General features: G+C 55.9%; 15 protein-coding genes, 4 pseudogenes and 1 CRISPR repeat array (1 of these 20 cut by a window edge). Of the genes and pseudogenes, 14 read left to right on the top strand and 5 right to left on the bottom strand.

Features of this window, described 5'->3' with window-relative positions; all coding sequences use genetic code 11:
• Nucleotides 1-768: direct repeats of the CRISPR family, unit length 30 nt; unit sequence GATTCAGACGTACCCTTGTGGGGTTGAAGC; it reaches 5,189 nt to the left of the window's first position.
• Nucleotides 769-809: 41 nt separating this feature from the next.
• The 3 genes and pseudogenes from ACFQO4_RS19810 to ACFQO4_RS19800 all read left to right on the top strand — a co-directional run.
• A pseudogene (locus ACFQO4_RS19810) lies at nt 810-980 on the top strand (DUF7568 family protein); the annotation flags it as partial.
• Nucleotides 961-1,356, top strand: a complete 396-nt coding sequence (locus ACFQO4_RS19805) for a DUF7567 family protein (protein ID WP_312912698.1) — start codon at nt 961-963, stop codon at nt 1,354-1,356. The pseudogene ACFQO4_RS19810 and the gene ACFQO4_RS19805, both read left to right, overlap by 20 nt.
• Nucleotides 1,357-1,578: 222 nt before the next feature.
• The gene (locus tag ACFQO4_RS19800) at nt 1,579-1,803 is read left to right on the top strand and encodes a hypothetical protein (RefSeq protein ID WP_312912699.1); all 225 of its coding nucleotides are present in this window, start codon (nt 1,579-1,581) and stop codon (nt 1,801-1,803) included.
• A gap of 177 nt (nt 1,804-1,980) precedes the next feature.
• Here ACFQO4_RS19800 and ACFQO4_RS19795 read toward each other — a convergent pair whose 3' ends face one another.
• Both ACFQO4_RS19795 and ACFQO4_RS19790 read right to left on the bottom strand, forming a co-directional pair.
• Nucleotides 1,981-3,189, bottom strand: coding sequence for a CBS domain-containing protein (locus ACFQO4_RS19795; RefSeq protein WP_500262487.1), 1,209 nt, complete (start codon nt 3,187-3,189; stop codon nt 1,981-1,983).
• Nucleotides 3,190-3,302: 113 nt separating this feature from the next.
• Nucleotides 3,303-3,689 carry a hypothetical protein gene (locus ACFQO4_RS19790; protein ID WP_312912701.1) on the bottom strand — a complete coding sequence of 129 codons (387 nt, stop codon included), beginning with the start codon at nt 3,687-3,689 and terminating at the stop codon, nt 3,303-3,305.
• 506 nt (nt 3,690-4,195) lie between these two features.
• Here ACFQO4_RS19790 and ACFQO4_RS19785 point away from each other — a divergent pair.
• Nucleotides 4,196-4,459 carry a HalOD1 output domain-containing protein gene (locus ACFQO4_RS19785; RefSeq protein WP_312912702.1) on the top strand — a complete coding sequence of 88 codons (264 nt, stop codon included), beginning with the start codon at nt 4,196-4,198 and terminating at the stop codon, nt 4,457-4,459.
• Nucleotides 4,460-4,760: 301 nt separating this feature from the next.
• Here the strand turns inward: ACFQO4_RS19785 and ACFQO4_RS19780 are convergent, their stop codons facing one another.
• From ACFQO4_RS19780 to sp36, 3 genes are all read right to left on the bottom strand, one after another.
• The gene (locus ACFQO4_RS19780) at nt 4,761-5,276 is read right to left on the bottom strand and encodes a hypothetical protein (RefSeq protein WP_312912703.1); all 516 of its coding nucleotides are present in this window, start codon (nt 5,274-5,276) and stop codon (nt 4,761-4,763) included.
• A 692-nt stretch (nt 5,277-5,968) separates the two neighbouring features.
• Nucleotides 5,969-6,985 carry a DUF7972 family membrane protein gene (locus ACFQO4_RS19775; protein ID WP_312912704.1) on the bottom strand — a complete coding sequence of 339 codons (1,017 nt, stop codon included), beginning with the start codon at nt 6,983-6,985 and terminating at the stop codon, nt 5,969-5,971.
• Nucleotides 6,982-7,188 carry a Sp36 family protein gene (gene sp36 / locus ACFQO4_RS19770; RefSeq protein ID WP_312912705.1) on the bottom strand — a complete coding sequence of 69 codons (207 nt, stop codon included), beginning with the start codon at nt 7,186-7,188 and terminating at the stop codon, nt 6,982-6,984. The genes ACFQO4_RS19775 and sp36 overlap by 4 nt, the downstream gene beginning before the upstream one ends.
• Before the next feature lie 138 nt (nt 7,189-7,326).
• Between sp36 and ACFQO4_RS19765 the strand changes: the two genes are divergently transcribed.
• From ACFQO4_RS19765 to ACFQO4_RS19720, 10 genes and pseudogenes are all read left to right on the top strand, one after another.
• On the top strand, nt 7,327-7,728 hold the full coding sequence (locus ACFQO4_RS19765; RefSeq protein ID WP_312912706.1) for a hypothetical protein: 402 nt from the start codon (nt 7,327-7,329) through the stop codon (nt 7,726-7,728).
• 241 nt (nt 7,729-7,969) lie between these two features.
• The gene (locus tag ACFQO4_RS19760) at nt 7,970-8,920 is read left to right on the top strand and encodes a MarR family transcriptional regulator (RefSeq protein WP_500262486.1); all 951 of its coding nucleotides are present in this window, start codon (nt 7,970-7,972) and stop codon (nt 8,918-8,920) included.
• Nucleotides 8,917-9,102: pseudogene (locus tag ACFQO4_RS19755) on the top strand (hypothetical protein); the annotation flags it as partial. The gene ACFQO4_RS19760 and the pseudogene ACFQO4_RS19755, both read left to right, overlap by 4 nt.
• A gap of 348 nt (nt 9,103-9,450) precedes the next feature.
• On the top strand, nt 9,451-9,726 hold the full coding sequence (locus ACFQO4_RS19750; protein WP_312912708.1) for a ribbon-helix-helix domain-containing protein: 276 nt from the start codon (nt 9,451-9,453) through the stop codon (nt 9,724-9,726).
• Complete coding sequence (locus tag ACFQO4_RS19745; protein ID WP_312912709.1) at nt 9,719-9,982, top strand: type II toxin-antitoxin system RelE family toxin; 264 nt, start codon at nt 9,719-9,721, stop codon at nt 9,980-9,982. Before ACFQO4_RS19750 ends, ACFQO4_RS19745 begins: the two co-directional genes overlap by 8 nt.
• 503 nt (nt 9,983-10,485) lie before the next feature.
• A pseudogene (locus tag ACFQO4_RS19740) lies at nt 10,486-10,891 on the top strand (DUF6166 domain-containing protein).
• A 17-nt stretch (nt 10,892-10,908) separates the two neighbouring features.
• Nucleotides 10,909-11,187 carry a DUF7389 domain-containing protein gene (locus ACFQO4_RS19735; protein ID WP_312912710.1) on the top strand — a complete coding sequence of 93 codons (279 nt, stop codon included), beginning with the start codon at nt 10,909-10,911 and terminating at the stop codon, nt 11,185-11,187.
• Nucleotides 11,188-11,227: 40 nt separating this feature from the next.
• Nucleotides 11,228-11,887, top strand: a complete 660-nt coding sequence (locus ACFQO4_RS19730; protein WP_312912711.1) for a helix-turn-helix domain-containing protein — start codon at nt 11,228-11,230, stop codon at nt 11,885-11,887.
• A gap of 60 nt (nt 11,888-11,947) precedes the next feature.
• The gene (locus ACFQO4_RS19725) at nt 11,948-12,199 is read left to right on the top strand and encodes a ribbon-helix-helix protein, CopG family (protein WP_312912712.1); all 252 of its coding nucleotides are present in this window, start codon (nt 11,948-11,950) and stop codon (nt 12,197-12,199) included.
• Nucleotides 12,196-12,665: pseudogene (locus ACFQO4_RS19720) on the top strand (PIN domain-containing protein). Before ACFQO4_RS19725 ends, ACFQO4_RS19720 begins: the two are co-directional and overlap by 4 nt.
• Nucleotides 12,666-12,794 lie beyond the last annotated feature (129 nt).

Genomic DNA, 12,794 nt, shown 5'->3' with positions numbered 1-12,794 from the left:
TCGTCGTCGAGATAGAGGAACATTTGAGATTCAGACGTACCCTTGTGGGGTTGAAGCCGTCGGATCGCCTGGTCCACGGCGAGAAGGCGACGATTCAGACGTACCCTTGTGGGGTTGAAGCGCGATCGCGCTGATCCAGGGCGGAGACGATCCCGTGATTCAGACGTACCCTTGTGGGGTTGAAGCGAATCGCCGCCGTCCGTTGCTGCAACTAAGGACGTGATTCAGACGTACCCTTGTGGGGTTGAAGCTGAATGGGTTTACTCGACAGTGCACAAAACGCGTGGATTCAGACGTACCCTTGTGGGGTTGAAGCGGTTCTACAGTCGAATGGGTTAGCTCCAGCGGTGGATTCAGACGTACCCTTGTGGGGTTGAAGCGAACTCTTGCTCGAGGGCACCCGGCGGATGGACGCGATTCAGACGTACCTTTGTGGGGTTGGAGCCTCCGATCATGATAACCACACGTACAAGGCCGTGATTCAGACGTACCCTTGTGGGGTTGAAGCCTCCCCCGTTAACGGTTGCAGCGTCGACCTCGCCATGATTCAGACGTACCCTTGTGGGGTTGAAGCCGTGTAGGAGGTTTTCCCTCGCTCGAGTGACTGAGATTCAGACGTACCCTTGTGGGGTTGAAGCCACAAGCTCACCGCCGGCGAACTCTGCCCCGAGAAGATTCAGACGTACCCTTGTGGGGTTGAAGCGCCGTCTACGGACTTCGCGGAACTGATCACCAGGTGGTTCAGACGTACCCTTGTAGAGTTGAAGCTACGAACGACTCCTACCACGACCCCTCTAACTGGGGACGAAGTACAGCGAGGGTTCGATTACCCCGACTGTGGCTATGAAGCCCGCTCGAGGATCGTCTACGGCGCTGAACGGAGAGGTCTCAGAACGTTCAGAATAGTATTTTTTCTCAGGCAGGAAGGGGTGGCCCGAGTCATATGGGCCAGGTTCACAGATGAGTATCGAAGTCATTGACCGCCACAGCGAAGCACTGTTTGAATTCCTCTGGTGTCCAGTCTGCGGGCACGAGGTATTCAGCCACATTCCCTTCGAGGGAGTGTTCTGCAAGAATTGCAACACGCGGGTCGAGTTCCAGGAACCCATGGAAGATCGTGGCTACGAAGATGCCGTCCTCGCCTGTTTCGATACAGACACGGCCTGGAATCTCCACATCGTCGAGAAATTGCGTCGCGACCTTCCCGATGGATCCGCCCGGATGAAAATTCTCGGCTCGCCGTACGCCTACGAGGTCGATTGGTGGAGTCCGGAGCCGGGTGACGAATGGGAGGCGGTCGAACGTGGTGAGTTCGACGATGCCAATGAGCCAGAAGAGGTGTCGCATCTGGCGTAGCGGAATTCGATTCCTCAGCGATTGTGAGATCGTTGTTGTTGCGCCAGTAAGGGGCACCGGCGCACACGCGCCGGGGAGTATCGATGTCAACACGGAGTCAACTCGATTCGTCCAACGAGTCGAACCGAATCCCAGAACAGACAAGTCGAACGTCCGTGATCGGATCATGCAAGTCTACGTCGTGGAACTGCCAACACAGAATCCATTCGACGAACCCGCCGAGTGGGCCGGATACGCTGGCCGGAGACTGATTCGTACGCCGTTCGACGCGTTCTGGAACGGGTATATGATGCGATTCGAGAGGAATCGCAGAGCGTTCGAGAAGGGGCAGACAATGCCGATGAACTCCTGCGAGAGTTCCAGGCGCTTCGAGACGCAGCGAAGCCTCAAACGCCAGGACGACTGACCATCACCTACGAACGATACGACGACACATTCGAGGCCTGATGTCGCAAACCACCGTCACGAGCGACCTGACGACTGCTGGATGCACGCGTTTAGCCGTGTCGTCCTAACTGGACGAACTCGACCAATGTTCGTCCGTCTGCACAAGGGACAAGAGACGAGAGACGAGTGGGTAGCGCCACTCGGAACCGACTACCATCATTGGAGACATCGATCCGATTACCCGCCAAGCCACCAGCCATAGAGCTGTGCCTGCTCGTCAGTGTCGGGATGCTTCTTCGACTGGCCGTAGGTTTTCCCCTTGAGGAGTTGACGTTCGACAGCGTTCGCTGCGAGACGGAGGGCGTGGGAAGCACCGTACCCCTCCCCATCGGCAGTGAAGTAGCCGCGGTCGGTGACCAGTCGAATCCGTGCCAGCACTAGCGGCACACCCCGGCTCTGTTCCTTGTGCTCCTGCAGTTCGATGCTGGCCTTGATCACGCTCATCTCACCGTACTTCGAGGTCATGCGCTCGATCAGCGCGGAGACGTCGTCGTAGTCCATCTCCTCCAGCAGGTCGAGCCCGAACACCTGCACGGCGTTCCGGTCATCGCGCTCCCAGGTGAGCGCCTTGATGACGTCCGTTTTCGTGATGATACCGATCGGCTCGTCGGTGTCGTCGGCCGTGACGACGAGTGAGGAGATTCCTCGCTCGAACATCGTCTCGACCACCCCGTCGAGCGGTGCGTTCCGCTCTACTGTCACGACTGCGTCGGACATCAGGTTCCGTACCGGGAGATCGAGCATCCGGTCGGCGTCGCCCTCGCGTGCGCCGAATCCACCACGGTTCTGCCCGCCACCGCCGCGGCCACCGAAGCCGCTCGACGAACCACCTTGGCTCTTGTTGCCGCCTCGCGTCGTGAACTCGATGACGTCGTACAGGCTCAGCAGTCCCACGAGGTCGTCCCCGTCGACGACTGGGAGATGGGCGATCCCAGCGTCCCGAAGCATATTGAGCGCTTTTCCGATCGAGGTTTCAGGGGCCGCACTGATCAACTCCGTTGTGTAGGCATCGTCGACGGTCACTGCGGCGAGAAACGGACGGACAGCCTCGAGGACCGCATCGCCGGTCACCACACCGACAACACGATCGTCATCGAGTACGGGGAGTGTTTTGGCGCCGCTACCGATCATGAGCCGCGCGACCTCGCGGACATCCTCGGTGCGCTCGACAGTTGGGACGTGCTGTGCCTGTGAGCTAACCTTCGCAGACGGCTGGTTGGACGACGATGCCAGCTGTCGGCGGCTAACGACACCGCGATACTCGTCGCCGTCTGTTACGATGACGGCATCAAGTTCCTGATTCTCGAACGCCCCGGCGACCTTCGAGAGCGGTGTGCCGATGTCGAACTCCGTGAATTTTGGGGAGAGGATCTCAGATATATCCATGTGTGATGTCCTAGTAGAAGGGTTGCTGGACGGTTATGGTTGTTCCACCCCCTAATCATTCTGTCCGAGCCAGCCTAAGTAACAATTTCCTGATATTCGATACAGAGTTGGAGTTAACATGAGTAAGGGAATGTGATGCCTTCTGATTCGATTATTATTTGAACGTCTTCCCCATCGCGTGAGCAAATGTCTACGTCGGGGTCATACTCGTGTCTTATCTCGTCTTCGCCATTTAGCGAGACGACAAGGTGGTCAACGCGATCTTCGACACCCCGTGATTCGTCAGAATGTCCTGCCGGCAACGAGTACGAGTGGTCGAGTAACAGGGAGTCATCCGTCGCATAGACGGCTATTTCGAGGGAAATTTGTTGATCAGTATTGTTACTCGGGATGATTTCGACAATCGTCCCTTCTCCACTCTGTTCCCCGCCGACACCGAGACAACCAGATATGACAATACTGCTCCCAAGAGCGGTGGATAGGAGGGAACGTCGTTTCATGCGCAAAACTCCTATTGTGATGGATAAGTGACTTTTCATTACCTGAAAGATTCGCACGCCTACTTATCGGTCAGTTCAGCGCTAGCGTGACGGAATCAACGAGTTCTCCATGAGAGACACATCCTCGGAGTCAGTCATCTCGTTTCTGACAAGAGTCGAGTAGTTCATCTAGTGTGTGCTGAACTCGGGCGTGACTGTGACGTGTGGTGAGAACTAATTTACGGAAGCCGGTGATCGCTCAGTACGGGTGATTGGATGATCGTTATTCCGCTAACCGTTGTGTACCATGCCATGCTACTTTCCTCGTTGTGGTCCATATTCTGGCCAGAGAATGGCTATTGATCCGCCTACCTCCAAGGCAGAGGTAGCACTAGCGCTCAACACGCCCTACAAAGCGCATACCGGAACGGTGTAGAAGTCGCTAATAGCGGCTACGAGCAAATTCATCATGATGACTCCCACGCCAAGTATAACCGAGTCCAACCCTACGCTGAGACGTGGATACTATGACATCGACTGAGTCGGTTCAGCGGCGATATGATTGGTCGAATATGGAGCCGAGCATAGCCGTCATCGATGCGCTTGCATCCCTGGAAGACGTACGGCCAGTTAACCTCTCAGACGAAATAGGCGGTACTCTATGTGATTTTGTTGATCCGGAAGCGCTTGATGCACTCGTTACCGACGAGAACGCCATATCGATTTCGTTCACGATCACTGAGTATGAGGTGCACATCGACGAAGATAAGTTGCAAGTCTATTACGAGTAAGAGATCTACTGGAGATCTCAGCAGCCAGTTCGCAGATCTACTGAACGGCTGGATCGTTGGCTTCGATGTGAAACAAACAAAGTCGTTGTGCTAAACTTATCCTCTATACCTCACACACAACTTCTGATAGCATTTCGGCAGTTCGTTGTGACTCTGCGAGATACAGGGCGCATATCTCGCACAACAGTCCCAGAGGAATGCGATATATCGGCCTGATCAACACCGGTCTGGTGACGTACGGTCATTTCTGAAAAGTCGCGATTACAACCGTCAATTCTGCTGATAAAGGCTGGTGTTTTGTTCACTCACACCGCTGAACAGCCGTTATGAGTTGGCTTTTTGGAAGCCACTCGTCAGAGAGGGTGGGAAGGTCATCTCGGTTGCCAAACTGTTGGTAATGGTCTCGAAGACGATTCTCTGACCGCTCATGTCGGTCAGTATCGACCTCTGTATTTTCAATACCCTTCTCGAGTGAATGGATTCTGTGTGCGAGTCCCATCAGTGGTCGAGCCGCTGCGGACTCTTTGAAGAGAATTGCGTCCTCGGTCTCTCTGGAGATGCGTCCAACGAACATCGTGGGTGTGGTTCTGTCCGCGACTCCAACCTTCTCGTCGGCCAACCAATCTGGAAGTTGAATAAAAAGCTCGTCGGTGCCAAGAAGCCCCAACAATTGCCATAGTTGCCGGGTTTTCTGTTCGTTGAGAAGCCCCCGTTCCCGGGCTTCTCCGAGAGAGATATCGTAGTCAGTGAGGGTATCTGAATGCCACGCACGAGCAAATGAGTCGTAGTCGGCGTATTCGGTAATCAGGTCATTCACTCCGACTCAAGAGGGAGTGCAAACACATAAAGATTCCACCGATTCTGACAGCTGTTCTGATTAGAGACTGCGAAATACCCAGAGTCGTCGTGCTGAACTCATCCGCTGGATCTCGCACGCTATTCCTGACAGAATTCGAGTTGTTCATACTACTCTGCTGCACTCAAAGCGCGTAGTCAACAGATCGAGATCTCTCAAAAACGGGTTAACCGAATTGTTCGTCCCCCTTTCACATAGCTCCATGGAAGGGTTTCCCAGCCAGTATAACATCGTTCGAGTAATGGCGACTGCGGGCTACCTTTACCGTTCCATTCGATCAGCTCCTCCTCGGCACCGTGTTCGCACAACTCCCGGGCGTGAGGGTTAAACTGGAGCGACTGATCCGGAAGTCCATTTCCACTCAGTGGGAGTACGAAACGCTCGAGCCGTCGAAGGGATTGACCCAGCAGAGGGCAGTCGATGCGACGACCTTCCTCGAGGGTGGGATTATCCTCGGGTCGCCAGTACCGCCTTTGCCACCTCAAACCTACCAATTCTCTGGTTTATTCGTCCATCTTGCGGTTCGCGACGCTCGCCAATCAGACCCTCCAATGGGGCCGCTCATCCTCAGTTGAGTCGGTTCTGGTATTCGAAATTAGGACGTAACAATAGATCAAAAACCCCAGACGGGCGCCAAGCGGAGCTGTACCGCCTTAGCGTTGTGAATCACGGAGGATCAACGGCTCGATAGCAAGTGTCCGTTTCGCTATGGTGACGATACGAAGGACATACGAGACGAACAGCATGAATGGAACGAGCGTCACTGCAAACGCACCGCCGACGACAAGGACGATGTGATCGAAACCGAGCGTGTTTCCCGGGAACGTCCCCGCATCAACGATTGCGATCATGATACCCGCAATAGCCAATGCCGGGACTGCAGCATAGAGAATTAGCTGAGACAAGTTGATGAGTGCCCACTGGAAGTACAGCGTCTTGATGTGCTCGCGTGCTGGTCCAAACAGTGACAGCGCTGTTTTGAGATCGTCAAGCAAGCTGTGTTCTTCCTCACCGAGGCTCTCTTCGTATTCGTTCGCGAGACGTTCAACTTGGAAGATTTTCCAGCTGTAATTGAAATTCAGTGCGGCAAATAACACGTCGAACGAGCCGAACTGCGCACCCTCAAGTTGGTCACGTACCGTGTCAGCGTTCCCAGTGACGCTTTCAGCAAATTCATCGACCTCTTCTCGGAGGTTCTCGTCATCATTCTTGCCAATAGAATCTCGAAGAGCCGTAGTCCGTTGTGCCGTGACTCCGATGATCTGTCGGAGGAACTCGGATGGATCGGCAGGACTCGGAGACCCAATTAATTCTTCAGTGAAATCCCGGAAATCCATTGAACTGGCCATCCGCTCGCGTTGATCGCCAAGCGGGCCGTTCTCCTGGGAGAGGACGAGCTGACCGATCGTGACGACGAGTGTCGTCCCAGTCACGATGACCGTGATCATCGTCGAGAACATCGTGTCGATCATGTCGCCGGACTCGATTTGCCGTGAAAACGGTGGATAGAGGACAGCGACGGCGATCACGAATACGACAAATACGGCACTGGTCAGGACGAGGGAAACGAGAAGGCGGTTCGCGCGCAGCAGCACCCAGAGTTTTATCCGACTCTCGCCCGAGCGCTCACGCATCGTGTTGGCCGTGCTGATGTCGGTCTCATCAGTCATACTGACTCACTCGATTGGGCAGGTCGCTTGAAAACGAGGTACTTGGTGCCGCCTCCCTCATAGTCGATCGTCTCCATAAACTCCCAGCCCTCTGCACCGAGTTGATTCAACTCTGCTTTCGGATCCTCTGATTCTTTTTTGGTCTCACCGCGCGGCGGGCGAAGCGTCTCGTACTCCCAGTGGGTCGCTTCTGATTCGGACATCACTACTAGTAGGTACTGCAGCCCTCTATACCCCGCTCCACCCCCGGATGGAGGGAACATTTCCTGATCGAGAAGACGGGCTGCTTGGACGCTTAGCAATGCAACGCTCAAGCACTCGGGCACCGAAGAGGACAAGTAATGACTGACACTCCCTCACGCCACCGCGTCGTTGCGACGATAGCCCTGCTTGGGCTGGTTGTTGGGAGCGGCTGTCTGACGCTCAGCCCCACAGTCACGATAGAGACGACCGAGTCGACAGTGTTCGAGCAACTCTCGGTGACCGAGCCCTGGGCCAGCAAGAGTGTCGAGACGACGGTGACGTTGACGCCGGCAGCAACCACGACGAATGGCGTCACGCAACTCGTCGTGATCGCCGAAAGCGGGAGTACGTTCGACTCGACGACGATAGATAGTGGGCAGACGAGTGTAACAATGTATCTCCCTACGAATCAGAACGCAACGATCGTCGCAGTGAATGCGGTTAACGGGACAGTCGTGGAAAGACGGACGGTCGCTACCGATGGGAACAAATTCTTCTAGACTCGGACGTCGGGAGTGCGCTCTGACGATATGACGACGGCTAGACCAGCCAGTGGGCCGTCAAAGTAAGCGCTCACAACGGCTCCCTCGATGGGACGGACCGACTGAGGAAGCCTTCAAACGAGCCACGTGGCATTCCACGGGTCTCTGAAGAACGCACTCGGAGAGGTCGCTGTCGAAACCGGATAGTCAAGTAAAATCCAGAAACATATTTATGTAGTCCGGTTCTATAATTACATAGATGATTACGAAGGCCGGACTTGCTGTCATTGACGCACTCAGCACCGGCCGAGAAGCAACTCCGGAAGTGCTCGCGATGGAAACCGGATATTCACAGACCCATCTCTACGACGTACTCGATGAGTTGCTCGCAGCAGGGCTCCTCGTCGAGACTCGTGGTCGGAAAAACCAGCGGCGAGTCCATCTCGCTGACCATCCGGTCACTGAAGCGTATCGAGCGCTGCGATCGGAACTCGGCCATGTGGACTGGGTTGACCTTCTCTCGCCAGCCACCCTTCGGGTGTGCTGGTATCTCGACGAACCGCGTCGCGTCACGAATATAGCAGAACGGCTCGGAATGAGCCGGCAAGGCGTCCATAACGCGTTGTCGCCACTCAAACATCGAGCAATGCTGTCCCCGTCCGGCCCCGAGTACGCGGTGAGTGAGGACCTCGCGCCGCTGCTGGCGTTCGCTCAGGCCGTCGCGACCCACGAGCACCGGTCGCGAGCCCGGGAGATCGCGCCGAGTGCGACGGTCGAGTGGTGCGACCCGAAACGAACACTCGTCCGCGTGCAGACCACCGAGGATACAGACGCGCTCATAGACGCACCTGATTGGCAGGTGACCGGGCTCGGTCGATTCGAGGAGTACGGGCTGCAGTTCTTCCTTGCAGGTGAGCCTGCGTTCTGGTATGCACCCAACGAGGAACTCACGCCGGGCGAAGTGATGTGTCACACGCTCGTCCTCGATAGCGGCTCCCGCCGGGTTAGCTATGCGATGCTGTTGATCGAGGCGTTGGACATCGACCAAGAGACGCTCACAGACACTGCAATGTGGTACGATCTGGAATTCACGGTCGCTGCGATGTACCAGGGGCTGCAGGGAGAGGTCAAGGACTCGGACGAGATCCCTGTCGTCCTTCCAAGTGAATCAGAATTTTTGGCGCTCAAAGACCAGTACGGTGTAGTATGACGGTATTCAAGGGTGGTGAGGCGATCAAAGAGTTCCTCGAGGAGTTCGATAGCTGGCTGTCAGAGTCCGTGACAGTGTATCTCCTCGGTGGATCTGCGATGACGGTTCAGGGGTTGAAAGACCAGACTGAGGATATCGATCTCGCGCTGGGTGTGGTGGCCGAATTCGAGCACGTCTACAGATAAAGCAGGGCGAGTGCCTCGGGGCTTGTCACCGAGGTACTTCATCGGACTGGATCCTCCGTCCTGTTTTTTGAACCCCCGAAAGGGGTACGGGTCATCAGCCCTCCCGCAAACCATCGATGAACACGATCGCACCACCAACACCCTCGGAAGGAGTACAGTCAGCACAGCCCGCTCAAAACTACCGAGAGCCGGTCGCATACGTCGGCTTTCGTGTTGACGACAACACCGTCGTCCTAAACCTCTCGGATCATCGGCGGGTCTCCCTCGAGCGCAGCCTCCAACTCGTCAACCACAGTCCGCGTATCCAACCGAAGGTACTTACGTGATACAGACGTATCACAGCATATGAGCACTGACAGCGACGCCGGTGGCGGTGAAATGGAAAAGATCAACGTCCGGGTACCACAGTCGCTGCTGGCAAAGGTCGACGAAGTTTGGGAGGAGCGGGGGTATGCAAACAAATCCGAGTTCATCCGCGACGCACTTCGGGATGCCGTCAACCCGCCAACGCAGCTATCCGAGGAAGCGCTAGAGCATCTGGCTGAGAGCCGCAAGCAGCGCGAACAGGGCGAGGTGGTGTCGCAGGCCGAAGTGAAGGACCGGCTGGGTATCGATGACTGAGGTTGAGTGGACACCGAAAGCACTCGATTTGTTGGAAGGACTCGACACCGAAGCCCAAGAGCGGCTAGTGAAGAAACTCGACGAGGCAAAAGACTGGACCTCCCACCGCCTCGAAAAGCTCAGTGGGTATCCATACTACAACCTTCGCGCTGGCGACTACCGAGCGATCATCACATGGGGCCGAGAAGAGGATGTCCTCATCGTCGAGGCAGTCGGGCATCGGCGGAATATATACGACCGTCACCTCCCACCGTAACCCATTCTGCCTACGGGGATGCTTCGGTCGATGATGGACTCGCTGTGAACTACTCCGCCCTACTGCGCTCGGGCCTACCCGGTCCTCGCTTGTTGAGGACGGAACTTCCTGTTTCTGTGTCGGAACTTGCAGGAACAGGCCCCACAGCGGTTCCAGACTCCGCAGGCGACTTCCCTTTACGGGCGGTTCGGAGTGTCCCACTCCTACCGGTTCGACACTCAGCCACAACCGCCGTTGCACGCTTCTTGTCGCGTTTGAACAACGCCGGAAGCGTAGTGAGCATCTTACTACCCCCTTCAACCGTATGGGTAGTAAGGATGCTGCTGGGAGTGAAAATAAAACGTGCGGGCGCTGTATCCCCTCCCTGCTCGCTTCGCTCGCTGAGGAAGGGGGCTTAGCGCCCTCAATCACAGCTAAAATCCAAGTACGGTTCCGAGTCGGTAGTGTTCATTGCCCCCGAGAGGGGGCGGGGGTGCTCGAACGCGCATCTCACGAACAGACCGATGAGTGGAATGACCGACTCACATCCGCACGTACAGAGAGACGCCTCAGATGACGTCGACGTCGTCTATCTTGGCTACCGTCGTCGAGGCCGCGCCATCGTCGAGAAACGCCCCAGCCAAGAACAGCTCACGCCAGAGCGGAGTCTCGGGGTGATGAACCACAGCCCCTCCGGATTCAGCTGGGGATACGCCGGCAGTGGTCCAGCCCAACTCGTACTCGCCCTTCTGCTCGATTACACCGACGATGAGGAGGTGGCACTGGCCGGAGTACATGTCCTTCAAGACCGAAGTCGTGAGCCAGCTGGAGTGCACAGGGTCCGACGGCTGCTGGCGAGTCACCGAACGTGAGATCGACACTGTCCTTCGCGAAACATCGGATAATCCAGTCGCACCGTCCGTCAACTAACAACCAGAGAGCAATCCATGTCAGAACACAACCCGCAGTCTCACACGAAAACTGAATCGATGGAGAACAGTGATCGACAGGCACCAGTGGAGTACATCGAACGGAGCGACGTTGGTGTCTCCCTCACCGTGAAGCTCAAGCGTGGAACCGGAACGAGGGATGAGGACCAGATCACGGCCAAGGTGAAAGCGAAAACGCTCGAAGACACCCGTGAGGACATGGAAATCCTCCGCGAGTACATCCACGACCTCGCCGAAGACGCTCGCCAGATCCAGCCAGCAGACCCGCATAAATAGTAATTTATTTGAGTGTTACACAGATTTGTGCAATCATAGGATGTACGAAGTATGCGGTGAGAAGGAACTCAAGGTCATCCTCGCGCTCGAACCGAGTGATTCCATATCCGACGTCGCGCGGAAGATCGACGAGAACCGGGAGACGCTTCGGCGCGCCGTGAATCGTCTCGAGGAGGCGGGATACGTCGTATACAATGATGGTCTCCAGCTTGTCGATCAGTCAATCCGAGACGCCGGTCTCGAGTTCCTAATCGCAGCAGCCGACACCTCACCACCATCGATTTCGGAGGCGTACGTCCTCCCACAGTTCGCCGGCATGGACTACGCCTTCACCGCCATCGACGCGGTCTATGTCTGGACTCGCGGTGGCTACCAGGTCGCTCGCGACCCCGAGGACTATCCGCTGTTCATCGCAATCCACGAGACCGATCTTGACGCCTGGACGGCGTTCTTCGATCGGTTCGGAATCCCGGCTGCGAAAGAGCGCCAGCCAGCCGACGACCTCGATGGTTCGATACAGGTGGTCCTCAAGCCACGAGCACAGATCGAGGCCGAGATGGTCGACGGACGGTCCGTCATCTCCCTCAAAGAAACCGTAGCGTTCGCAAACGAGCACTACGCGCACTTCCAGTCAGCACTCGACATGCTCGACCGTATGTACGACGAGGTCGATACTGACGCGAACTACCGCCCGTATTGACGAAGATTCCGTTTAAACCATCCACAGATGTTTAAGTCATCGCAGTGCAATTGTGTAGACATGGCTGTGGATCTCACTGAACGGGTGCAAGAAATCGCCGAAGCGCGAGGCATCCCCAAGTCGGAGATCCTCGAACAGGCGTTGGAACGCGGCGTCGAAGACCTCTGGATAGACCTCATCCTCTCACAGTACGTGAACGACGAGATCGATCGAGAAACGGCGATCGAACTCGTTGGACGTGACCGCGTCAAGCGTGCGGAACGCGAACTGCAGGCAGTCGAAGACGATGTTCGGTGGGGACTAAGTGCGTGATTGTTGCGGTCGCTGATACAGGCCCACTCATCCATCTCGACGAAATTGATGCCCTTGACTTGCTCTCGGTAGTCGATAAGCTCCTCATCCCGCAAACTGTATACGACGAACTCAAGGTAGGTACAGTTCCGGCGGCACTCAGTACCATTAGTACGAACTCGTCGAGGCAGAGGTAACTGAACGCACCGATGATTTAGACCCCGGCGAGACTGCCGCTCTTGCAGTCGCGTCTAAGCACTCGGCTGTACTTTTGACTGACGACCTCGCTGCAAGAGACGCCGCTGAGGATGTCAATGTCGAGGTGCATGGCTCAATCGGTGTCATTGTTCTCGCATACACTCGTGGGGAACTCACCAAATCGAAAGCAGCTGAGCTGATGCGGGCACTCCAGACAGAGACAAGCCTGTTCATTACTGACGCCGTGGTTGAACGGGGAATCGCACTGCTCGATGAACCATTCGAGTAATTATGCGGCTATTCTCGCCTCTCAGTTGAATATCTACAACGAGTAGAAGCGGTGGAAACTAATCAAGGAAGGAGCTCGTAATTAGAGCAGTTTATCGTCGCCTCCAGAGAGCGAAGGCGAACAGAAGCG

The sequence above is a fragment of the Saliphagus sp. GCM10025334 genome (assembly GCF_042663485.1).
Lineage (GTDB): Archaea > Halobacteriota > Halobacteria > Halobacteriales > Natrialbaceae > Natronosalvus.
This window is presented reverse-complemented; position numbering and strand designations above follow the sequence as displayed.

Coding starts and splice junctions, on each gene's coding strand:
- ACFQO4_RS19805 (WP_312912698.1), top strand. CDS start 961: ATGAGTATCGAAGTCATTGACCGCCACAGCGAAGCACTGTTTGAATTC.
- ACFQO4_RS19795 (WP_500262487.1), bottom strand. CDS start 3,189: ATGGATATATCTGAGATCCTCTCCCCAAAATTCACGGAGTTCGACATC.
- ACFQO4_RS19790 (WP_312912701.1), bottom strand. CDS start 3,689: ATGAAACGACGTTCCCTCCTATCCACCGCTCTTGGGAGCAGTATTGTC.
- ACFQO4_RS19785 (WP_312912702.1), top strand. CDS start 4,196: ATGACATCGACTGAGTCGGTTCAGCGGCGATATGATTGGTCGAATATG.
- ACFQO4_RS19775 (WP_312912704.1), bottom strand. CDS start 6,985: ATGACTGATGAGACCGACATCAGCACGGCCAACACGATGCGTGAGCGC.
- sp36 (WP_312912705.1), bottom strand. CDS start 7,188: ATGTCCGAATCAGAAGCGACCCACTGGGAGTACGAGACGCTTCGCCCG.
- ACFQO4_RS19765 (WP_312912706.1), top strand. CDS start 7,327: ATGACTGACACTCCCTCACGCCACCGCGTCGTTGCGACGATAGCCCTG.
- ACFQO4_RS19760 (WP_500262486.1), top strand. CDS start 7,970: ATGATTACGAAGGCCGGACTTGCTGTCATTGACGCACTCAGCACCGGC.
- ACFQO4_RS19750 (WP_312912708.1), top strand. CDS start 9,451: ATGAGCACTGACAGCGACGCCGGTGGCGGTGAAATGGAAAAGATCAAC.
- ACFQO4_RS19745 (WP_312912709.1), top strand. CDS start 9,719: ATGACTGAGGTTGAGTGGACACCGAAAGCACTCGATTTGTTGGAAGGA.
- ACFQO4_RS19735 (WP_312912710.1), top strand. CDS start 10,909: ATGTCAGAACACAACCCGCAGTCTCACACGAAAACTGAATCGATGGAG.
- ACFQO4_RS19730 (WP_312912711.1), top strand. CDS start 11,228: ATGTACGAAGTATGCGGTGAGAAGGAACTCAAGGTCATCCTCGCGCTC.
- ACFQO4_RS19725 (WP_312912712.1), top strand. CDS start 11,948: ATGGCTGTGGATCTCACTGAACGGGTGCAAGAAATCGCCGAAGCGCGA.